General features: G+C 60.7%; 18 protein-coding genes and 1 tRNA gene. 15 read left to right on the forward strand and 4 right to left on the reverse strand.

All coding sequences use genetic code 11. The features are described 5' to 3' along the window. Nucleotides 1-2: 2 nt before the first annotated feature. The 7 genes from nusA (at nt 3) to OP10G_RS25945 (ending at nt 8,679) form a co-directional block, all read left to right on the forward strand. Nucleotides 3-1,043 (forward strand): transcription termination factor NusA, encoded by a 1,041-nt coding sequence (gene nusA, locus OP10G_RS16725; protein ID WP_025229292.1) that lies wholly within the window; start codon nt 3-5, stop codon nt 1,041-1,043. Nucleotides 1,044-1,070: 27 nt separating this feature from the next. Beyond that, nucleotides 1,071-1,367, forward strand: coding sequence for a YlxR family protein (locus tag OP10G_RS27950; RefSeq protein ID WP_084179425.1), 297 nt, complete (start codon nt 1,071-1,073; stop codon nt 1,365-1,367). Nucleotides 1,368-1,378: 11 nt separating this feature from the next. Then, nucleotides 1,379-3,295, forward strand: coding sequence for a translation initiation factor IF-2 (infB, locus tag OP10G_RS16730; protein WP_052547806.1), 1,917 nt, complete (start codon nt 1,379-1,381; stop codon nt 3,293-3,295). A gap of 105 nt (nt 3,296-3,400) precedes the next feature. Continuing rightward, complete coding sequence (locus tag OP10G_RS16735) at nt 3,401-4,180, forward strand: hypothetical protein (protein WP_025229291.1); 780 nt, start codon at nt 3,401-3,403, stop codon at nt 4,178-4,180. Between the two features lie 118 nt (nt 4,181-4,298). Then, on the forward strand, nt 4,299-6,809 hold the full coding sequence (locus OP10G_RS16740; RefSeq protein ID WP_025229290.1) for a hypothetical protein: 2,511 nt from the start codon (nt 4,299-4,301) through the stop codon (nt 6,807-6,809). A 40-nt stretch (nt 6,810-6,849) separates the two neighbouring features. Then, nucleotides 6,850-8,316, forward strand: coding sequence for a proteasome accessory factor PafA2 family protein (locus tag OP10G_RS16745; protein ID WP_025229289.1), 1,467 nt, complete (start codon nt 6,850-6,852; stop codon nt 8,314-8,316). 189 nt (nt 8,317-8,505) lie between these two features. Then, complete coding sequence (locus OP10G_RS25945; RefSeq protein ID WP_025229288.1) at nt 8,506-8,679, forward strand: DUF1328 domain-containing protein; 174 nt, start codon at nt 8,506-8,508, stop codon at nt 8,677-8,679. A 160-nt stretch (nt 8,680-8,839) separates the two neighbouring features. On the opposite strand, the gene OP10G_RS16755 is transcribed toward OP10G_RS25945, so the two are convergent. After that, nucleotides 8,840-9,355, reverse strand: a complete 516-nt coding sequence (locus OP10G_RS16755; RefSeq protein WP_025229287.1) for a DUF1579 family protein — start codon at nt 9,353-9,355, stop codon at nt 8,840-8,842. Nucleotides 9,356-9,420: 65 nt separating this feature from the next. Between OP10G_RS16755 and OP10G_RS16760 the strand changes: the two genes are divergently transcribed. From OP10G_RS16760 to OP10G_RS16775, 4 genes are all read left to right on the forward strand, one after another. Continuing rightward, nucleotides 9,421-9,496 (forward strand) — tRNA-Ile (locus OP10G_RS16760). A 129-nt stretch (nt 9,497-9,625) separates the two neighbouring features. Beyond that, nucleotides 9,626-11,203, forward strand: coding sequence for a histidine ammonia-lyase (gene hutH, locus OP10G_RS16765; RefSeq protein WP_025229286.1), 1,578 nt, complete (start codon nt 9,626-9,628; stop codon nt 11,201-11,203). Further along, nucleotides 11,200-12,834 carry a urocanate hydratase gene (gene hutU / locus OP10G_RS16770; RefSeq protein ID WP_025229285.1) on the forward strand — a complete coding sequence of 545 codons (1,635 nt, stop codon included), beginning with the start codon at nt 11,200-11,202 and terminating at the stop codon, nt 12,832-12,834. Before hutH ends, hutU begins: the two co-directional genes overlap by 4 nt. 83 nt (nt 12,835-12,917) lie before the next feature. After that, on the forward strand, nt 12,918-14,015 hold the full coding sequence (locus tag OP10G_RS16775; protein ID WP_025229284.1) for a Fic family protein: 1,098 nt from the start codon (nt 12,918-12,920) through the stop codon (nt 14,013-14,015). On the opposite strand, the gene OP10G_RS16780 is transcribed toward OP10G_RS16775, so the two are convergent. Beyond that, nucleotides 13,980-14,876: a hypothetical protein gene (locus OP10G_RS16780; protein WP_158409265.1), complete on the reverse strand. Its 897-nt coding sequence runs from the start codon at nt 14,874-14,876 to the stop codon at nt 13,980-13,982. The genes OP10G_RS16775 and OP10G_RS16780 overlap by 36 nt on opposite strands. A gap of 112 nt (nt 14,877-14,988) precedes the next feature. Between OP10G_RS16780 and hutI the strand changes: the two genes are divergently transcribed. After that, nucleotides 14,989-16,368: an imidazolonepropionase gene (gene hutI / locus OP10G_RS16785; protein WP_158409266.1), complete on the forward strand. Its 1,380-nt coding sequence runs from the start codon at nt 14,989-14,991 to the stop codon at nt 16,366-16,368. Here hutI and OP10G_RS16790 read toward each other — a convergent pair. Next, on the reverse strand, nt 16,365-18,164 hold the full coding sequence (locus OP10G_RS16790; RefSeq protein WP_025229281.1) for an alpha-amylase family protein: 1,800 nt from the start codon (nt 18,162-18,164) through the stop codon (nt 16,365-16,367). The two genes, hutI and OP10G_RS16790, sit on opposite strands and share 4 nt — an antisense overlap. A 126-nt stretch (nt 18,165-18,290) precedes the next feature. On the opposite strand from OP10G_RS16790, the gene OP10G_RS16795 reads away from it, so the two are divergent. From OP10G_RS16795 to OP10G_RS16805, 3 genes are all read left to right on the forward strand, one after another. After that, the gene (locus OP10G_RS16795) at nt 18,291-19,445 is read left to right on the forward strand and encodes an AraC family transcriptional regulator (RefSeq protein WP_025229280.1); all 1,155 of its coding nucleotides are present in this window, start codon (nt 18,291-18,293) and stop codon (nt 19,443-19,445) included. 146 nt (nt 19,446-19,591) lie between these two features. Then, nucleotides 19,592-20,752: a TIGR03790 family protein gene (locus tag OP10G_RS16800; RefSeq protein ID WP_025229279.1), complete on the forward strand. Its 1,161-nt coding sequence runs from the start codon at nt 19,592-19,594 to the stop codon at nt 20,750-20,752. A 249-nt stretch (nt 20,753-21,001) separates the two neighbouring features. Then, the gene (locus OP10G_RS16805; RefSeq protein ID WP_144241204.1) at nt 21,002-21,253 is read left to right on the forward strand and encodes a hypothetical protein; all 252 of its coding nucleotides are present in this window, start codon (nt 21,002-21,004) and stop codon (nt 21,251-21,253) included. A 6-nt stretch (nt 21,254-21,259) separates the two neighbouring features. On the opposite strand, the gene dapE is transcribed toward OP10G_RS16805, so the two are convergent. Next, nucleotides 21,260-22,387, reverse strand: a complete 1,128-nt coding sequence (gene dapE, locus OP10G_RS16810; protein ID WP_025229277.1) for a succinyl-diaminopimelate desuccinylase — start codon at nt 22,385-22,387, stop codon at nt 21,260-21,262. Nucleotide 22,388 lies beyond the last annotated feature (1 nt).

Raw genomic sequence — 22,388 nt, forward strand, 5'->3', positions numbered from 1 at the left:
CGATGGATATTTTGCAGCAGCTTAACCAGATCGCGCAGGAGCGGGACCTCCCGCTCGAGGAACTCCAAAGAGAGCTCGAGGAGTCTCTCGCCGTTGCCTACAAGCGCTTCGTCGGCGCCTCCGGAGAAGTGAGCGTCAAGCTCGATCCGCGCAAGGGTTGGACCGCCAGCGTGGAGAAGGAAGTGGTCGGCATCGTTAGCGAGCCGAGCTACCAGATGTCTTTGCTCGACGCGCGAAAGCGGAATCCCGACGCCGAGATCGGCGACTTCATTCCGACCGAGGTGGACCCGAATCGGTTCGGCCGTATCGCCGCGCAGACCGCCAAGCAGGTCTTGAGCCAGAAGCTTCGCGAAGCGGAAACCCGGCGGATCCACGACGTCTTCCACGAGAAGATCGGCGAAGTGGTCACGGGGGTCGTCAGCCGGCGCGACGGGCAAAGCGTCTACGTTCAGGTGAACCGCGTCGAAGCCGAGCTGCCGAGGCGCGAGCAGGTTCCGACGGAGCCTTACCGGCCGAATGACCGGATTCGCGTGTACGTATATAAAGTGGACGATTCGCAACGACGTCTTCGAGTCATCGTGAGCCGGACCCACCCGAACCTTCTTAGGAAGCTGTTCGAGCTGGAGGTTCCCGAGATTTCGCAAGGGGTCGTCGTGATCCGCAGCGTGGCACGGGAGCCGGGGCAGCGAAGCAAGGTGGCGGTGACCTCGACGGACGAGCGAGTGGACGCGATCGGCGCATGCATCGGGCCACGAGGTTCGCGGGTGCAGGCGATCGTGGACGAGCTTTACGACGAGAAGATCGACGTGGTGCCGTTCAGCGAAGATCCGCGGACGTTTATCACGGACGCGCTTTCGCCGGCCAAGGTGAACTCGCTGAAGCTGAACGAGGCCGAGAAGAGCGCCTACGTGGTGGTTCCGGATAGCCAGCTTTCATTGGCGATCGGCAAGGGCGGACAGAACGTCCGGCTCGCCGCTCGGCTCACCGAGTGGAAGATCGACATCCGAAGCGAAAGCCAAGCCGCGGGCGAAGGGAAGAAGTGATGTGGACTGTGGCTTGTGAACTGTGGAATGAAGGAGAAAACACTGAAACCAGACAGTCCACAAGCCACAAGCCACAGGCCGCACCGAACATGCATCGCCTGTCGGCGTAAGGGAGAGCAGGGCTCCTTTTTTCGCGTTTCCCGATCCGTCGGGGGATGCGTCACCCTGTGGCAAGGAAATGGGCGCAGCGCCTATATGTGCCGCACCGCGGCATGCGTCGAGGCCGCGCTCTCGAAGGGTCGCTTAGATAGGGCCATCCGGGGGCGGGTTGATCAAGCCGAGCGCATCGCTCTGCGGGAAATCTTACTATGCAAACTGAGGTAAAGAATAGAAATATGACGGTAAACATCGCGGAACTAGCCAAGGAATTCGATCTGGTCCCCGGCACCGTTTACGGGGTCCTGAACGAGCTTGGCATCGAGCACGACGGCGTGTCGTTCGAAGTGGACGACGAGACGCTCGAGCTCGTCCGCGAAGGGGCCAAGGAGCGCGCCGGATCGAAAGAGATCGAGCTCCGGCCTAATGCGACGCCGCGAGACGTGTCTCTCGGGCTCGACGTTCCGCAGCAGGAAGTACAGAAGCGGCTTTTGACCAAGCTCAAAACGATGGCGACCCTTACCACCGCACTCAAGCTCGACGTGCTGGAGAAGCTCGTCGCGGAGTTCGGCTATACGGTCAAGATCGGCGAGCCCGCGACGCCGAAACCAAAAACGGACAGTCGGACGAACGGCAAAGCCGGTGGACTCCAGGCCCGCCCGCCGGTCGTCACGATCATGGGGCACGTCGATCACGGCAAGACGTCGCTGCTCGACTATATCCGTAAGGCGAACGTCGCCGCGAAAGAAGCGGGCGGCATCACCCAGCACATCGGCGCGTACCAGGTGGAGCTTCCGGAAGGAAAGATCACATTCCTAGACACTCCGGGCCACGCCGCCTTTACGGCGATGCGGGCTCGCGGAGCGAACGTCACGGATATCGCGATCTTGGTGGTGGCGGCCGACGACGGCGTGATGCCGACGACCAAGGAAGCGATCCAGCACGCCAAGAACGCCAATGTTCCGATGATCGTGGCGGTTAACAAGATCGACCGGCCGGATGCGAATCCGGATCGCGTATTGCAGCAGCTACCCGAGTTCGGCGTCATCCCCGAGGCTTACGGCGGACAAACGATTACCGTCAATGTCTCGGCCATCACCGGCGAAGGGGTTCCGAGCCTGCTCGAAATGATCCTACTTCAAGCGGAAGTGATGGATCTCAAGGCCGATCCTAAGGGCGAGGTCACGGGAACGGTCGTCGAGGCGAAGATGGAGAAGGGACGAGGTCCCGTCGCCACGGTTCTGGTGCAGACAGGCACGCTTAAGGTCGGCGATGCGATCGTCGTCGGCAGCACGTTTGGCCGCATCAAGGCGATGGCGGACTATCTGGGGCAGAAGATAACCGAGGCCGGGCCTTCGGTACCGGTTGAACTTCTTGGACTGAGCGATGTGCCGGGAGCGGGAGACCGCGTGCAGTGGGTGAAGGACGAGCGCGCCGCTCGCGAAATTGCAGAAACGCGGGCGACCGAGATCCGGGCCAAGACGATCTTCCAGGCCAGCCGGGGCATGACGCGAAGCGGTCTGCTTACCAAACTGAACGCGGAGGGTCTGAAGCAGCTCAACCTAATCATCAAGGCCGACGTGCAAGGGTCGGTCGAAGCGGTGAAGGGGATGCTGGAGAAGCTCAAGAACGAGGAGGTCGAGACCAAGATCGTCCTCAGCGGCGTCGGCACCATCACCGAGAGCGACATCCTCCTTGCCAACGCTTCCGATGCCATCGTGGTGGGCTTCAACGTGAAGCCCGAAGGCGGCGCCCGGAAGGAAGCGGAGAAGCAGAACGTCGAGATCCGAACCTATCAGATCATTTACGAGCTGATCGAGGATATCGAGTCCGCCCTGAAGGGGATGTTGGAGCCGAAGTTCGAGGAGCAATACCTTGGAACGGCAGAAATCCGGGTTCGATTCCAGTTCTCCCGAAAAGGAATTATCGCCGGTTCCTATGTCACCGACGGCAAGCTCACTCGAAACGCCAAGTGTCGCGTCCGCCGGGGCAAGGACCTGGTTTACGACGGGCAGATCGGCACCCTGAAGCATCTTAAGGACGACGTTCGCGAAGTCACAATGGGAATGGAGTGCGGTCTCACCTTCAACGATTGGACCGACTTCCAAGAGGGAGATATCGTCGAAGCGTACGAGATGGTTCAGATCAACGCCTAAAACATCGAACCCTGGACCCGCAAGGCGTGGTGTGATCGCTCACACCACGCCTTTTTTCGTCCTCTTTTGCTGTCGGGGTACGGTAGGCAATATCGAGCAAATGCCATGAGTGAAATCCCGCCTCCGCAATTTTCGAACTACCCTCGAGCGAACTACACAGGCACTCCGTTCGGTCGGCCGCCCGGTGTTTATTTCGACGCGATTTCGGACGCTTGGACGTTGGTTAAGAGCGACCTTGGCTCATGGGTGGGGGCAACACTGCTCGCATTTATCGTATATGTGCCCCTGGTTGCGATCGCTACGTACGTTCAAAACGGAGGCACTCTCTTTCCCGAGCCTAAACACGTAATGGCTCCCAGCGACATCGTTTTGGGCGTGTTCGCGTCGATCGTCGCCGCGACGGTTCTGTACATCTTGTCCGGCGGGATGATGCGGATGGCCGTCAAGCAAGTTTACGGCGAGCAGATATCCGCACTGGACGTGTTCGCTGGATTCAAGAATTTTGGCTCGGCTTTTGGCGCGTGTCTACTAATGCTGCTGGCCATTTACCTGAGCGCGATCGCCTGCCTCGTCCCGGCGTTGTTTGTCTCTGGAGCTCTCGCCTTCACACCCGTGATCGTCATCGACCAACAGGTTGGCGGCGCCGAGGCGGTGAAGCGCAGTTTCAATGCCTTGAAGCCGCATGCCTGGTTGATGTTCTGCCTCCTCTTTGTGGCCGGCATCATCTCGGGGCTCGGCATGTGCCTTTGCGGAGTCGGAGTACTATTTACCTACCCGATCTACACCGCGGTGATCGGACTCCACTACACTTACTTCTTCCCGAGAAACCCTCAGCCGGCCGGCGCTCCTATGTACATGGTCGATCCGGTCATAGAAGATAAGTAAACGCCTAGAGAAACGGTCCCAAGGTCGAACGTTGCAGCAGCGAGGGTGTGAGGACCCTGCCGGCCGAGAGCAAGCCGGCTAAACCTTTGCAGTCGGTGTAACGTAGCTCTCCAGAACGATGTCGAGGGTGCTACTTTTCATCTCGCTGCTCGCCAACCAGGCGCCTAAGACGCTTGCCGGTTACATCGATGGATTGAACTGGAATCCAGCGAAGGCGGGGGCGCTTGTCACCGTCTCCCCTGAAAGCGTCCGAGCCTCGGGAGGCGGCGTGAGCTTGGCCGCGTTCAAACGGAAGAAGGTCGTCGTCGGGGGGCTGACCGCGATCGTGCCGACGGAGATGGTGGTGATCGACGACAGCTTTAAGCAACCGCCGAATCTTTACGACGGACTGCCCCGAGAGGCGAAGGTGCTCTACCTTCTTAAGTCGCTTACCGACGGGCAATGGAAGCTGGCGACCGGACGAGGAATTGGCCTGAACGATCTCCAAGGTGAGCCGCGGGCGGTGTACCAGTCGATTCTCCCCAAAAAGATGAAATGGATTGCCTACCGCGTGGGCGCAGATGGACAGCTTGGTAAGGAGGAGGAAAAGGGTGAGCTCGACGGGACAGCCACCTCGCGCGTGCGGTTGAGGGTTAGCCGCCGGATTCAATTTCAACTCCAGCTCGCGAACGAACGGGGGACCACCTTCCACTCGACCGACGAAGATTGGGGAAGCCCGGGCGACCTCGTCACGACTCGGGACGACGAAGAGGAAATGAATCGGGGAGACAGCTTCGGCGTCACGGTTCGCCAGGCGATAGAAAACAAACCAAAGCCGTCCGATATTGCCTACGCGGACGTTGGATTCGATCCCTTAGTGGAGGTACCGCCCGCTTCGACGGTTCGAGATCTCCTGAAATCTATCGGGGCGGCTACGGGGCGCGAGATCCATGCCGATATTCGCGTCGCCGAGCGCCGCGTGACCGTGGTCGGAAATCGCGTGCGTTCGGGAGACCTGCTAAAGGCGCTTGCCCTGGGGGTTACCGGCGCCTACCGGCGGGTGGGAGGCGCTTATATCCTGACCTCAGACCTTATGGGGCTTGGCACTCGCAAAATGCGGTTTGCAACGTGGCAGGAGAACCTGGAGAACGCCACCTATACGAAAGAGGACGAGTGGCGAAGGGAGATCGGAGACAATGTCCACCGGATCGGTTTCCTTCCCGATAGCACGTTTGTCCCGAACGGCACGGTGCGAAAACAGTTAGAGCGGTTCGATACAAATCCATCGACGGCCACATTTTCTGCCGATGAGCTGACTCCGGCCATGCGCGAGTTTTTGGCCACCACGAACAAGCGTTATGCTCATCAGCCGGTCAAAACCGACAGGGTTGGGGTGGCGTCGGAGATCGAATACGGCTTCCTCCTTCCCGATGGCCGCGCGCTTAAGCCCGAGCGCACTTCGATCGGGTTCGCATGGTCGTTCAAACCGCCGGCTTCGCCTCCGAGAGACCCTGGCCGACTCCCGAAGTCCGTGTTGCCGCTTTCGATACCGGCGGCCGGGCCGGCTATTTCCTTTGCCGTGTTCGCGCCGACTCCGGAAGCGGCGGAGCAGGCGGTCGAGCAAGTTCGCGTCCATGGAATCCGTGAGATTTGGCTGGAGACGCGCGACCCCCGTGCTTTGGAAACAGCCATTCAGAAAGGGCGAGCAGCCGGGGTCAAGGTCCAGCTCTACGTGCGGCCATGGTCCTCCCGAGCGGCCGCGGCCGAAGATCCCGATCGGACGATATTAGGCGACGCCGGCGCGGCGATCGACGAGCGAATTCAGAAGGAGCCGGCGTGGCAGAGATACTTTAACCAGTCCCAAGAAAAGCTGACGCCCGCTTTTGAAACGATTTCGCCCACCGATCCCGGATTGCCGGTCCGTTGGAACGAGCTCGTTACCCTCTCGCGGACGCCGGGACTCGCGGGTGTGGTGGTGGCGGACTCGGCGCCGAACGGATATGAACCGGTAACCAATCGGGCAATTTACGCCGGATATTCTCGCGTGCTGGCGCACACCAAGAACCTCGGCTACTCCACCAGTCAGCGCCTCGCTTTCCTCCGCCTGCATGAGATCGATCCGATCGATATCGTGGACGAGATGCTGATGTCGGGCCCGGATCTTCGTCAGCCATTTTTCCTCGACGACGGGCTTCGAGGGATTCCGACTGTATTCGATGGAGGGGATCAGCCTCATCCCGCGATTCCGGGCATGTTCCGAGTCTGGACGGAATTCCGGGCGAAAGCGAATGCGTCGGCGATCCAGAAGTTGCTTACGCCGATCGCCGCCATCGTTCCCGTCACGATTGAGGCACGTTTGGGAGTTGCCAACTATCCTCGATTCAAGAACCGCGCATTGTTCCCTTGGCGTCCCGGAATGCCGCTTCCGGAAACCGACGCGGAGGCGCCGTACAGGATCGTGGAGCGGCCCGGAATGATCGGATACGCCGATTTCCCAGACACATGGCCGCTATCGCCGACCGACTACACGCCGCTTTTGGTTCAGTACGTGATCGGCAACAAGGAGAGGCGGGTAGCGTTCGACGCATCCGCCGTGCCGCCGCAGCAGTTGCCAATCCTACTGGACCATTGGTTCACGCGCAAAGAATGAGCGGATGGAACATGGGCCGGGGCATGTAGTATGAGGTTATATGCCTCGGCAGACCGGTGATCGGATTTTCGGCGTTGAAACGGAATTTGGGTGTCTCGTTTCGGACGACACGCTTGGCACGCCCGAGTCGGCGGTCGAGCTCGTCAAGGATTACCTTTTCCACGAGCTAAAGCTGGGGGCGATCGACCTTCACGCGCGCGACGACGTCTTCGAACCGGCCCAATCGGGCGGTTTCCTGATGAACGGCGCTCGTCTCTACATCGACGCCGTCGGGTCGCATCTCGAATATGCGACGGCGGAGTGCCGGCACCTAAAGGACTTGGTCGCCAACGACCGGGCAGGCCAACGGCAGATCGTGCGGGCGATCAAAGAGCTTGGCTTGGACGACGCGCTGTTCGTCTACAACAACTCGGTCGATCACTTTGGCGGCCATACGTTCGGCTGCCACGAAAACTATCTGGTGCGGGGGGACGACGAGTTTCTGAACACTTCGGTGCAGATGCTCTATCCGTTCCTGGTGACTCGTCAGATCTTTTCGGGCGTGGGCCGCGTCGGTGGGCACATCCTTACAGCGGGCGGCCTTCGACCGAGCTACCAAGAGGTGATGGAGAACCCGGTCGACTACATCTGGGTTTCGCACGTTTACTCGGTGGTGCCGGACGACCGGGTGCCTTTCCAGCTCAGCCAACGGGCCGACCATATCATCAAGACCATCGCCTCCCGGGTTCGCTTCAACCGTGCGCTGATCAACCCGAAGTGGGAGCATTTCTACTCGCACGACGGGATGACCCGGCTTCACCTGCTGTTCGGCGAGAGCAACCAGAACGAGTTCGCTTACGCGCTGAAGGTCGGGACCACGGTCTTGGTCTTGCGTCTGCTGGAGGAGCACCGGGTGCCGGAGAGGCTAACGCTCGCCCAGCCGCTGATCGCCTTGCGCGAGGTGAGCCGCGATCAAGATTTCAAGTGGATCGTTTCTCTTGCCGAAGGGGGGAGCGTCCGATCGGTCGACCTGCAGCGGGAGTACCTACGCCTGGCGGAGGTCTATCGGGGAGAGAGCACGCAGACCGACTGGATCCTGGACAACTGGCGGCAGGTGTTGGACGACCTCGAGAAAGACCCGATGGCGATGGAAGACCGGATCGACTGGGTGGCCAAGCGGAAAATCGTGGAGGAATACATGTCCGAAGAGGGGGTGGGCTGGAACGACGACGCCCTCCACTCGGTCGACCTCGAATACCACAACATCGACCCGGAGCGGTCGCTCTTCTACGGCCTGCAGGAAATGGGCCGGACCAAGCGAATTCTCGACGACCTGGATATCACGATGGCGATGACCGACCCACCCCAGAACACCCGCGCCAAGGGGCGGGCCGCCCTGGTGGAGCAAGTCCTATCCCGGAAGAATCCGCGCTTCTATTTGTTCGATTGGAACGGCGTCGCCCTCGACCGCCACACCTACGTAGAGATGCCGAATCCGTTCGAGACTTACGAGAACGTGGGGAAGTGAGGCGTTAGGCGTTGGGAGAGAGCCTCGTTAGTCGGTCAACGTTGTTTCGAGGTTAACGCCCAGCGCCCTCCCCTTTGGTCCTACCGCTGACAGAACCCTAAATTGAGATGCGCAGTCAGACCTGGTAAGTGTGCCAGTTAGGGCGAGATAAAACTCCCCGCGGGCCATGGGAGAAAAGGAGAGCAAAAAATGTTGAGATGGGCTGTGATTTTCCTCGTCGTCGCGCTAGTCGCCGCGCTATTCGGATTCGGTGGAATCGCTAGCGGAGCCGCTAGCATCGCCATGATCCTGTTCTGGGTCTTCCTGGCGATTACCGTTATCCTGTTCCTGATGAGCCTCTTCGGCCGACGCCCAGTCGTCTAAAGGGAAAAGGTAGAAACACAAGAGTCGGCCGGCGCCATAGCGCCGGCCGACTCTTTGTGTTTCGGGGCGCTAGGGGTTGAGGCGTTGGGGCGTTGGGCCGGATGTAGCCTTGGTCAGCCGCCGCTACTAACGCCTAACGCCTTAGCGCCTAACGCCTCCGCTACTCCCCCGTCCTCCGATACTCGGCCGTAGTGTTCACTTCCCACTTGTCGTCTCGCTTGATCGCGACTTCGGCTTTGTAGTGGCCCGGCTCGAGGAGGTCGTAGGTGATTCGGAGCTTTTCGTCGGCATCGGTGATCACGAACTGCTTGTCGCCGAGGACGCCGGTGAAGACGATCGGCTGAGCGCGGTGGTTCATGAACCAGTAGCCGCGGTATTTGCGAACCGATGGGTCGAAGTTGAACAGGATATGGTTAGCAAATTTGCCCATCTCCGCCACTTCGAACGCCTCGTCGATCTGCAGATATCGGCCCTCCAGGATAAGCGTGTTCTTTCCCTTCAGCGTAAAGGCGACTTCTTTACCCTCAGGTCCCTTGGTGGTCTCCTTGGACTCCCAACTTCCGAGCAGGAACGCCAGACCCTTCATCGGATCTTGGGGAATCGCTCCCGGAGCGGGGGTCTGACCCTGCGAAATGGACAGAAGAATTCCGGCGAAAAGGGAAGCGAGCGGGGCCATAACGAGAATCGTACCGCTCTACCTGCTGCCGGCGTTCCCGCGTCGTGGGTATATATGTTCCGGTGGGGCCTGTAGCTCAGCGGTTAGAGCTGGCGGCTCATAACCGCTCGGTCAGGGGTTCGAACCCCCTCGGGCCCACCAACTTTGCTTTTTCTTCGATTCGCCGTTAGATCCGCACCTCTCCCACCCTTTACAAGCACTTAGAGAGTCGCCCAGTCCGTTCTGTAGAAGGATTTGGTACTTTACTAACGTACTGTGTATACTCGGAGAATGATGGTGCAGCTAGCCGGTCAAAGTTTGGTTCTCGAAGCTATCGAAGCGGTATCTAGGAACGGGCAGCAGGTCGGCCTCACCGACGATGCGGTGAGTCGGATGTCGGCAAGCCGTCAGGCGGTAGAGAAGATCGTCTCGGACAGAGTACCTGTTTACGGTATTTCGACCGGATTCGGGCGGCTTTGCGACGTTTCGATTCCGCTCCCCCAGCTCGAGCAACTGCAGCTCAACCTGGTCAGGAGCCATTGCTGCGGGCTCGGCGAGCCGCTTTCGGAGCCGGAGACGCGGGCGATGATGCTGCTGCGAGCGAATGTCCTCGCGCTCGGATATAGCGGCGCGCGGCCCGCGGTTGCCCAAGCGCTCTGCGACCTTCTGAACCACCGGATTACGCCCCATGTTCCCTCGAAAGGTTCGGTCGGAGCGAGCGGAGACTTGGCGCCGCTCGCCCACGTGGCCCAGTGTCTAATTGGAGAAGGGTGGTGCCGGCATGAAGGGGTGCGAAAACCGGCGGCGGAGGCGCTGTCGGCAGCCGGTTTGTCACCCTTAAAGCTAGGTCCCAAGGAGGGATTGTCGCTAATCAACGGGACGCAAGCACTTACCGCGGTCGGTGCGCTGATGACTTTGAGGGCGGAGCGGCTCGTGCGGCTTGCCGACGCGGTTGGCGCGATGACGGTGGAGGCACTCGCCGGTGTGCATGCGGCGTTCGATTCGAGGATCCACTCCGCACGGCCACACCCGGGACAGGGCGAATCCGCCGCCCAGCTCCGGGCGATGCTCGAGGAAAGCGAGATCATGCCGTGGCGCACCGAGAGGAATAGCCGGGTGCAGGACGCCTACTCGCTTCGCTGCATGCCGCAGGTGCACGGAGCTGTTCGAGGGGTGATCAACCACGTTCGATCCATCGTGGAAATCGAAACCGGATCGGCGACCGACAATCCGCTCGTCTTCGACGATGGCACGGTGGTTTCGGGCGGCAACTTCCATGGTGCTCCGCTGGCGATGGCGTACGACTATGCGGCGATCGCGCTTACCGACCTCGTTGGAATCTCGGAGCGGCGTGTGGAGCGGATGATCAACCCGGATCTCAGCGAAGGGCTGCCACCATTCCTTTCGCCGGAGGCAGGCTTGGGGAGCGGGTTCATGATCGCCCATGTGACGGTGGTGGCGCTTCTGAACGAGATGAAGGTGCTGAGCTCTCCCGCATCCATCGACAATCTCCCGACCTCCGCGGGCACGGAAGACCACGTGTCAATGGGAATGACCGCGGCACTCAAGCTGCGAACTATCGTCGAGAATGCCGAGAGGTGTCTGGCTATCGAGCTGATCGCGGCGGCGGAGGGGCTGGAATATCGCATGCCGCTGCAGCCGGGAACCGGGGTGCTGGCGATGTATCGGAAGCTTCGGGAGATGGTGCCGCCGCTAATGGCGGATCGGGCGCTCTCGGAGGATATCGAGCGAGTGGCGAGCGAGATCGCCGCTGGTTCCTTCACCGATTCGATTCCGGTGGTGGTACCGGGCGACGGAATCGACCGGCGGCGAGGCGACGGCGACAGACGGGAAAAAAGCCTCGTATGAGCGGGAATCGGGCTCCGCGCGGTCGAACGATCCGGTGCAAGGGGTGGCAACAGGAGGCCGCCCTGCGGATGCTGATGAACAACCTCGACCCCGAGGTGGCCGAACGTCCGGACGAGCTCATCGTCTACGGCGGCACCGGCCGGGCGGCTCGGAGTTGGGAGGCGTACGAGGCGATCGTCGGGGCGCTCGAGGGACTTGAATCGGACGAGACGCTGCTCATCCAGTCGGGAAAAGCGGTCGGCATCTTTCGGACCCACGAGTTCGCTCCCCGGGTGTTGATGGCGAATTCCAATCTGGTTGGCCGTTGGTCGACCTGGGAGCATTTCCACGAGCTGGAGCGGAAAGGGTTGACGATGTACGGCCAGATGACGGCCGGGTCATGGATCTACATCGGCAGCCAGGGGATCGTTCAGGGGACCTTTGAGACATTGGCGGCTTGCGCCGACCGGCACTTCGGAGGGAGCTTGACGGGCCGGCTCGTGGTGAGCGGCGGGATGGGAGGCATGGGCGGCGCGCAGCCGTTGGCGGCGACGATGAATGGGGCCGCTTTCCTTGGGATCGACGTCGACGAATTCCGCATCGCGAAAAGGGTGGCAACCGGCTATTGCGATCACATCGCCTACTCTCTGGATGAGGCCCTATCCCTTCTCGACAAACGTGAACCGATCTCCGTCGGCTTGGTCGGAAACTGCGCGGAGGTGCTGCCGGAGATGGCGCGGCGTGGCGTGGTTCCCGACGTATTGACCGACCAGACGAGCGCGCACGATCCTCTTAACGGCTATGTACCGGCGGGACTGACGCCGGCGGAGGCAGCGGCGTTGCGATTGGCCGACCCGGAGGAGTACGGAAGGCGTTCCATCGATTCGATGGGGCTTCACGTGGCGGCGATGCTGGAGCTCCAGGCGATGGGCGCCGTCGCCTTCGACTACGGGAACAACATTCGGGCTTACGCGCGTGACGCCGGCGTGGAGGATGCGTACAAGATCCCTGGGTTCGTTCCCGAATACATTCGGCCATTGTTCTGCGAAGGGAAGGGGCCGTTCCGGTGGGTGGCGCTGTCGGGCGATCCGGCCGATATCGACCGTACGGATCGTTTAGCGCTCGAGCTGTTCCCACAGAATGAGTCGCTGGCCCGATGGATGCGGCTTGCGCGTAAGCGGATCCAGTTCCAAGGCTTACCCGCCCGAATCTGTTGGCTGGGTTACGGTGAGCGGGCGGAGATGGGGTTGGCAATGAACGACCTCGTTCGGCGGGGAGAGATCTCGGCCCCGGTCGTGATCGGCCGAGACCATCTCGATTGCGGCTCGGTCGCTTCGCCCAACCGGGAGACGGAGGGGATGCTCGACGGGAGCGACGCCGTCGCGGACTGGGCTCTTCTGAATGCGTTGGTGAACACGGCTTCGGGGGCGAGCTGGGTGTCGATCCATAACGGGGGCGGCGTAGGGATCGGCTACTCGCAGCATGCGGGAATGGTGGTGGTGGCGGATGGGGAGCCGAGCACGGACGTTCGCCTGGAGCGAGTGCTCACGTCCGACCCGGGGATGGGGATCGTTCGGCACGCCGATGCTGGTTATCCCGAGGCGCTACGCTTTGCCGAGGCGAATAAGGTCCGCATCCCGAGTCTGCCGTAGCGTCGGCGCCTCGCCGATGCAAATCGGAGAATATGTCGATGAAGTGAGTCATTCATCGACATATTCTCTTAAACTGTCGATCAGTGGCGCACCGAGAAACATTCAACCGGCCCGATGAGCCGTATAACGATCTTCCGGCCCTTCCGCCGCTCGGCGATCTGGAGACAAAAGCGATTCTTAAGGCCGCGATCGATGCCCATGTTGCCCTCGCGGAGCTGAGATCGGCAGCGAAGACGCTGCCGGACGATGGCATCTTAGTGAGAGCGATCGCGTTGCAAGAGGCACGAATATCTTCCGAGATCGAAATGGTGGTCACCACAAACGACGAGTTGTACCGGGCGCTTAGTCAGCAGGAGGAGTTCACCGATCCGCAAACGAAGGAGGTTCTTCGATACGGCGATGCCATATGGCTTGGTTACGGCCATCTCCGAAAAGGGTCGGCGATGGACGTGCCGCTTTTACAAAGGCTCGCTTCGGTGATTCTAAAGTTCGATCTAAAGATCCGAGAGAGTCGAGGTACGCGAGTCGGCGACCCAAGAACCGGAAGAGTTGTCTATACGCCACCAATCGGCTGCGAGCGAATTACCGCGATGCTTGAGAACCTATTGGAATACTGGCATACCGAGTCAACCGTCGACCCTTTGGTGAGGCTGTGCGTCATTCACTATCAGTTCGAAGCGATTCATCCGTTTCCCGATGCCAACGGCAGGGTGGGCCGTGTCTTGAATATTTTGTTTCTAGTAAGTCAAGGCTTGCTAGACAAGCCGATTTTGTACCTTAGCCGGGCGATCATCGAAGACAAGAGTGGTTATTACAAAGGGCTGCGCAAGGTGACCGAGTATGGCGATTGGGAGACTTGGGTGTTGTATATGTTGGAGAACCTCAGCGTGACGGCGATTGAGACCCGACGCCGGATTGAGGCGATCCACCATGAACTCGAGGCGGCAATAGATTACGCTGAAGCAAGTATGCGAACCGGATATAGCGAGGAGCTTATCCGATTGGTATTTTCCCAGCCCTATACCCGTATCTCGTTTCTCGAGCGGGCGGGAATCGCCAAGCGTCAAACCGCTTCGCTTTATCTTCAAGAGCTTGAGCGAATCGGAATTCTTCAGGGCGAGAAGAGGGGAAGGGAGATGTACTACCTAAACCGACGATTGTTCGAGATCCTTGGGCTTTAACTTCTTGACCGTAGCCGAAGACACGTATTGTTCGAGGTCGGTCTCAGGCGTGATCTTTTGGCGGCTGGGGAGGAGGGCGCCGGACGGAACGGAGACACCGGCGCCGACCACGGTTCGTTTGCCGACGTACGACATGGCGCCCACGGAGGATTCTTCCAGGAACGAAGCACCCGAGTCGATGGCGCAACATGGGCCGATGTAGGCTCGATCCCCAAGCTCGACTTGCAGACCGACGCCGCATCCGACGCCGATTTCCGCTTGCTTGCCGACATGGACACCGGGTGCAAGCATCGAGAGGTGCCCGATGAGTGCGCCGTCGTCGATGGTAATGCCGGAGACGACGATCGACCCGTTCCGGGTGGCGATGTTGGTGCCGATGGTGGCGCGGTTGGAGAGATAGACTCCTTTGCCGATGCTGAGGAGCGGAAGGTCGCGAATCCACGTATCAGGGTAGGCAGTGAAGTCGAGGGAGCCTCGGTACCCGAAGAGCCGGAAGGTCGCCCGTTTGAGGGTGGGGATCGTCAGGCAGAGGTAGTAGACCGGCTTGAAGTAGTAGAGCGAGGTCCAGCAGAGTCCGTGCATCCGCCGGTGGAAATAGACCGGGTGCCGCACGTCCCGCGGGAATTTTCCGGCGACGACCCCTTTTCGGTGGGGAAGACTCAGTACCCCGGCCAGGATGCAGAACATGAATGCGTAGGCCAATGGGGCGATCAGAACCAGGAGGCCTCGCGCCCAAGGGTTGCCTACCAAGCTCCAAGACGCTTCTATAATCGCCAACGGCGCACCGAATATGACGGTCAGATAAACCGGCACGAGCACCTGACAAATTGGCCTTCGCCACGGATGTAGAACTTCTGACATGAGTACTGTAGTATTATACATCCAGGTTTTGGATCATTGAAACGTTTCTCGCAGGTACGAGCCAACCTGCGGCTACAACGCTTCGCGTTAAGGGATCGCGGTGGGGAGGCAAGTGAATAAGTCGGCAAGGTTGGCGGTCTTCGGCGCGAGCCAGCTCGTGACCCTTCGCGGACCGGCTAGGCCGCGGGTGGGCGGCGAACTGGCTGACCTTTCGATCATCCGAGGCGGTGGCTTGATTTGTCGTGGCGGAAAAATCGAGTTTGTAGGAACGTCCGACCAGGTGCTGGCGCGAGTGACGCCGGGCGACGAGGTGGTGGATGCCACCAGTGGCGTGGTGTTGCCGGGGTTTGTCGATGCTCACACTCACCCGATCTTCGGCGGCGACCGGCTCGACGATTTCTCGCTCCGCTCGTCCGGCGCAACCTACCAGGAAATCGCAGCCGCGGGTGGCGGCATCCGATCGACGGTGGCTAAGACGAGAGCGGCGTCGGAAGAATCCCTCGTCAAAGCAGGTGAGCGGCATGCCCGCCTCTTCTTGGAGAACGGTACGACGACGATCGAGGCTAAATCGGGCTACGGGTTAGACAAAGAGACGGAGCTGAGAATGCTGCGAGCGATTCGGCGGCTCGGAGAGATCACGCCGATCGGGTTCGTTCCGACCTATCTCGGTGCCCATGCCTTTCCTCCGGAGCACGAAGCGGATCCTGACGGTTACGTCGATCAAGTGGAAGCGATGCTTCCAAGAGTGGCGAACGAACGGCTTGCAGTCGCTTGCGACGTCTTCGTCGAGGAGGATTACTTCGATGCGGGACAGGCCCGCCGGTTGCTTGGCCGGGCGCAGGAGTTGGGACTGGCAACGCGAATGCATGTCGACCAGTTCGGCGATTCTGGCGGCGCGCGTCTCGCCGCCGAACTTAGAGTCCGCACCGCCGACCACCTGGAGCACACGGGGATTGGCGGGATCAATGCGTTGGCGGACGCGGGAGTAATCCCAGTTTTACTGCCTGCTTCGGTTTACTGCCTAGGGTTAAGCAAATATCCGCTAGCGCGGGAGATGGTGGAGCGTGGGCTTCCTTTGGTGGTGGCGACCGATTTCAATCCAGGGTCGGCGCCTACCTTGTCGATGCCGTTCGTCTTGTCGCTCTGCGCGACTCAGATGCGGCTGAAGCCGGAGGAGGCGTTAACGGCGGCGACCTTCAACGCCGCTTGCGCTCTGGGCATCCAGCGCGACAAAGGTTCGCTCGAAGCGGGGAAGTCGGCGGATTTCACGATCTGGGATTGCCAGGATTGGCGCGAGATCCCGTACCACGTGGGATCGTTGCGGCCGTCGACCGTGTATGTTGGCGGCGTGGCATGGGCTTCCAGCCCATGTGTATCGCGACCATCCTGGTCGTGTGATTCCAGTGTACGGTCCTTCCGGACCGGAATTCTCCACCCCCAACCCCCTCCTCATCGCACGAACATCGACGAGGAGGGGGCTCCGGAGGACTAGGTTTGGGGGGCGGTGTAGGTGGCGCGGAGCCAGTATGTGGGCTTTAGGTTTCCGGCTGGGGTGTTGTTGGAGCGGATTTTGAACGTGTACCAGCCGGCGGTGGACGCGGTTGCCGTCAGGGCGGCTCCCTGGGCGGTTCCGGTCGTGTACGTCTTTGTCGTCACGATTCCGCCGGACGGGTTGTCGAGCTCTAGGTAGATGTTCGTGGAGGCGGTCCAGCTCGTGGTGGTGAAGTAGAGGGCGCCGGAGATCGATTTGCCGGCGGCGACGTTGATGCGGCAGACCTGGACGAGCGCGGTGTTGTCGGCCGGCTTGATATCGAGGTCGGTTGCTCCGGCGTACTCTTGGGTCGTCGAAAGCTGAGACGCGGTGAACGAGCCTCCGATGCCGACGGGAGCGTACGCGACGTAGCCCATTCCATTCGTGGCGGTCGGGAGGCTGAGCGACACGTTGCCGCTGCCGTCCGTCCACACGTCGGGGGCGTGTCCGGTGTAGTCGTGCAGCTGCCGGTTCGCTCCGAAACCGGTGGCGCAAGTCAGGTTATAGCCAAAGCCGGTGTTGTTGTTCAGACCGACCAGCAGGTGCTGCCCGCCGTTCCGCTCGTACACGAACACGAGGTTGTTCTTATATCGCTGAGTGGTGGTACCGCTCGCCAGCTTCTCGTGGACCCACATCAGATTGTCGATCGTCGGCTTCATGCCGTAACAGCCGGCGTCGGTGCTGTAGTCCTTATAGAACACACTCGGGTAACCCTCGGAGGTGAGGATGTAAGCGTAGGCGAGCGCCTTGTTCTGGAAGATCGCGTCCGATCGGTCGGTGTCGTGATTCTCGACGAAGGTCACCGCGTGGGCGGGGTCAACGCCGGCAAGGCCGGCATGGTCCAGGTTCGCCATGTTGAAGGAGCCGGGCGAGTTGCACATCCCTTTCAGCTGATCGCGGAGCGGGAAGTCGAACGCGCTCGCGCGGTTGCCCATCATCGTGGAGATCCAATACTGGATGCTTCCGAGGTTGGAGTCGAAGTACTCGCCGACGGCGAACTTGCCCGACATCGCTCCGTAGTTCAGGAAGCTGGAGAGCCAGTTCGTGGAGATCCCTTTGACGTAGTCGAGCCGGTACCCCTGTAGGTCGAGCGCCTTGGTCACCCAGTCGCCGCTGCTATTCAGGCCGTTAAAGATCCAATTGGAGGGGCCGTTGATCGGGGCGAGGTCGCGTCCAAAGGCGTTGAAATCTTCCGAAGCGCCGACCGGCACGTTCGGGTCTTGGCTTACATTCGGATGGAAGTCCCACTGGCCCTTGCCGAACCGTCCGCCATTGGCGACGCCGTAGGCATCGAGATAAGAAAACTGATAGTTGCCGGGATCGCCGTTCCGGTGGTTGTCGACGATGTCGCAATAGATGTCGAGCGAGTTCGCCCGGAGCATGGCGCAGCAACGCTCGAGCTGCTCGCGGGTGCCGTAGCGGGTGGGAATCGTCCCTTGCTGACTCTTGGAGCCGATGTCGTAATCGTCGAACGGGTCGTACCCGACCGAGTAGCCGCCCGCCGCGCCCTTGAGAACCGGGGGAATCCAGACGGCAGTGAATCCGCTCAGCTTCAAAGAGTTCGCCTGTCCGGCAAGCTTGTCCCACCACCAGGGAGCCGAACCACTGCCGGCGGCGGGAGACGGAACGTCCCAATAAAATCCTTGTAGAAGCACCCCCGCGCTGGCGGTTTGGGCGATGACGAAAGCGCCCGCGATGGCGGCTAACGTTCTGAGGCTACGGCCTAACTTGACACCTTTCCGAATTGGGACGATCATTGCCCCTCCTTGTCGTCCTTCATTGGCCGACGCATCAGAGTAACAAACTGGCGCTCATGAACGATGCTACTAGTTTCGTAACGCGACAGTGGATTTCTGTTTCACGACAATCGTAGAATTGCCGGTATGCGCGCCCGAAGAATCGCTCTCCTCATGGAGCGACTGGTCGGCTTCAACCACGAGGTCCTCACTGGGGTGCGCGACTTCGCCGGCCCCTCGCGCGGATGGGTCTGCCACTTCATCGAGCCTAGGCCGGAACTGGTCCCGATTGTCGCGCGGTGGGAACCGGACGGCATCATCGCTTTCCTGGGCGATGATGCGATCGCGGAAGCGGTGCGGGGGCTTGGCGTACCTTTCGTCGACGTCGCCGCCTGGGTGGAAGGCGCGGATTGGCCTCGGGTTGGGTTGAACGACGTGGCGATTGGGCGAATGGCGGCGGAGAACCTTTTGGCGCTCGGATTTGACCAGTTTGCTTTTATCGGCGATCCACATCTCGCGTTCGCGACGGCTCGGAAGCGCGGGTACGACGGTGTCTTGCAAGAAGCCGGGTACACCGCGCGTTCCTTTGCCGCCGACCCGGAGCGGTTTCCAACCGCTCGCGGCTCCACGATCGGAGGGATCGACGGCGAACTCGTCGCTTGGATTCAAACGTTGCCCAAGCCGGTCGCCGTGTTTGCCGACAACGATGAGCGGGCGCTCCTGGTGAGCGAGGCTTGCCACGCGGGCGGCATCGAGATCCCGCGCGACGTCGCGCTTCTTGGGGTGGACGACGATCCGTACCTATGCGGGCTCGGTTACCCGCCCCTGTCGAGCATTGCCACTCCGGCACGGCGGCTTGGATACGAAGGGGCGTTGCTGCTCGATCGTCTGCTGGGCGGATTCGGTCCCCCGGAGTATCCGGTGAGGTTGCCACCGGTCGGAGTCGTGACTCGCCGGTCCACCGACGCGGTCGTTTATCCCGATCCGCTTGTCGCGGAGGCGATGCGCTTTATCCAGGAGCACTCGTGTAAGGGAATCGGCGTCGAGGAGGTCGTGTCGCATGTGCGAGCGGGGCGTCGAACGCTGGAAAGGCGTTTCCAATCTCAAGTCGGCCGATCGATTCTCGGCGAGCTTTCCAGATCCCGCCTCGAACGAGCCCGGTTTCTCCTCGTCACTACCGACCTTCCGCTTAAAACGGTGGCATCTCAGTCCGGATTTGGCTCGTTGTCTCGCTTTTCGTCGAGTCACCAAGACACCTTTGGTGTCGGGCCTCATGAGTATCGGCGGCGTTTTGGGTTGTAGTGCCGGGCGGGGCGATTGGTGCTGATTTTGTAATTCAAGTGCCCGCTTTGCGGGCGGCGGACGATACGTCCGCGCTCCCGGCTGCATGGGGGGAAGCCGGTCTGGAGACCGGCGGTCCTTCTAACTTGGATCGGTATTCTGCGGGAATGCTTTCGTTGTTGTTGGTGGCCGCTTCCCATTGCTTGGCGGCGGCTTCGCTGGCTGATCGGGTGGTTGTGGTCGAGAATGCGGGGAGTCCGGCTTCGGTGGAGATCGCGGAAGATTACGCCAAGCGGCGAGGGGTGAAGAATCTCCTTAAGATCAAGTGCGCCGACTCCGCTCTCTCGCCCACCGGCGAGACGATCGCCTACGCGGATTTTGCGGGCGCAATAGAAACGCCGCTGAAGGCGTACCTTGTCAAGCATCCGAAGATCGATTTCGTCGTCCTCACCAAAGGGATCCCGATTCGGATTACCGGCGCCTCGACCGGGGTCGGAAACAACCAGCCGTCCGTCGATTCTTACATTGCGGCGTTCGGTTATGCCGAGCGGAAGGACGTCATCCCGGTCGTGCTTAACGACAGCGGCTTTACCGGGAAGGCCTGGGCGAACCGGTTTTGGAACTCGAGCGAGCGATTTACTCACGCCAAGTTCGGCGGCTACCTGGTCACGCGCTTGGATGCCTACACGATCGACGAGGCGCGCTTATTGACGACGTATGCTTTTCAGAGCGAGCGGACCCGTCCAAGCGGCTCGATCTTGTTGGACACCGCCCTTTCGCACGGCCTCGGCGATGTAACCAAGCAACCGCTTTCCGCGATTAAGGATGGAAAGCTCGACTCTCACATGATCAACGAGATGTCGTACAACGAATACGACGCCGATATGGTCAATGCCGCTGGGATCTTGGAGAAGAAGTCAGTGCCGACGATTCTCGATCGGACCGACGTGTTCATTGGCAAGAAATCGGACTTGATGGGGTACTGCTCGTGGGGGAGCAACGATCCGAAGTTCGTCGCCGCAGATTACAAGTTGCTTAGGTTTGCGCCCGGAGCGATTGCGGAAACCGCCGTGTCCACCAGCGCTAGAACGTTTCTGCCCACGACCGGCGGGCAGTCGCTGATCGCCGATCTGATTTCTGGCCGGGTGACCGGGGTCAAGGGGTATTGCGACGAACCGCTGCTCCAAGCGGTCGCTTCGCCCACCATTTTGTTCGACCGCTACACTAGCGGCTGGACTCTGGCGGAGAGCTTCTACGCGGCGTCCCGGTTCGTCGGTTGGGAAGATATCGTCGTCGGCGATCCTTTATGTGCCCCGTACCGGAAATAGTCGTTTTGGCAAGATGAAATCCGCGTGGAGATCACGGGACTCTCTTTCCAAGCCCTTTTGATGGGTTGTTGGGCCAAATATCAGGGCGGGCCGCCCCTGATACCCACGGGCGAGCCGCTCGTGCCACTTTAGGTTAGCAATAACCGGGGGAAGATGGGCCGTTCGAAACCGAGTGGGCGCAGGGCGAGTCCCACATTCATAAGACTCGCTTGCGAGCAGGGAGAAGTTAACATGAACAAGCAACTTCGAATGGCAATCGTCCTAGGTGGTCTCCTTACGGCGATTTCGGCTCCGGCCCAAACCATCGCCCACTGGTTCGATCGGCAGGTTCACGGCACGGCCGCTCACATCACTCCCCGCCACCATAAGCCCGGAGAACCGGAGTGGCAAGGGGACCGACGGCCGATGCGGATCATCCGCACCGAGACGATCACTCGAACCACCTATCGACATCGAGTCCATTACCACCACCATCGCCGCCATCACCATTGGCACGATTGAAAAAGGTCACCTATCTCGGAGAGCGTTCCGCACCGCCAACCGATAAATCTCCGTGAGCGGATCGAGGCAATCGATCTCGATCCGCTCGTTTGCGGCGTGAATCGTGGCGTTGATCGGTCCGAATTCGGCCACAGGGATCTTATGCGCGGCGAAGAATCGCGCGTCGGAGGTTCCCCCGCCGGTAGAAGATATGGGCTTTATTCCAGTAACCGACTCGATCGCTCCAACCAGCGCGGCGAGAAGTGAGCCGGGGCGGGTCACAAAAGGGAGCGCGGAGACGTTCCACTCGACAGGTTCCTCGACGCCGTTCTCCTGGGCGATACGGGCGATCCGATCTTGAATTCGCTCTGCCGTCCAATCGGTTCCGAACCGCACGTTGAAACGGACTTCGGCCTCTCCCGGAATCACGTTGCTTGCTCCCGTGCCGCAAACCAGGTTGCTGACCTGAAATGTGGTCGGTGGAAAATCGGCGGTTCCTTTCCCCCAATCGGCCGCCACCAAAGCTCCGAGCACCGGCGCGAGCCGATGAGCGGCATTATCCGCCAGTTGGGGATAGGCGGTATGTCCTTGCACGCCTCGAACGACGAGCCGTCCGTTCATCGATCCGCGCCGGCCGGCCTTTATGGCGTCGCCGAACACCTGCTCCGAAGTCGGCTCCCCTACGATCGCGTCGTCGATCGACACGCCGCGTTCGGCGAGAGTGTCTAGGACACGACGGGTACCGTCGATGCCCGGGCCCTCCTCGTCGCTGGTGAGAAGCAGCGCAATCGTGCCTGGATGACTCTCCGCCGCCAACTGTTCCAAGGCAACCGTCATGGCGGCGACCGATCCCTTCATATCGACGGCGCCGCGCCCCACCAATTCACCGCCACGTTCGGTAGGCGAAAAAGGTTCGCTCGTCCAAGCGCCGATCGGGCCTGCCGGTACCACGTCGGTATGGCCGGCCAGACAGATAAGGGGCGCGCCGGCGCCATGCGTCGCCCAAAGATTGTCGACCCCTTCGAAATGCAGATGCTCGACCTGGAAACCGGCGGCGCTCAGGCGCGCGCCGACGACGGCTTGGCAGCCGGCGTCGTTGGGAGTGACGCTTTGACGGGAGATCAGGTCGCGAAGGAGCTCGAGGACGGCGGACATT

Origin of the sequence: Fimbriimonas ginsengisoli Gsoil 348, assembly GCF_000724625.1 — a bacterium.
Lineage (GTDB): Bacteria > Armatimonadota > Fimbriimonadia > Fimbriimonadales > Fimbriimonadaceae > Fimbriimonas > Fimbriimonas ginsengisoli.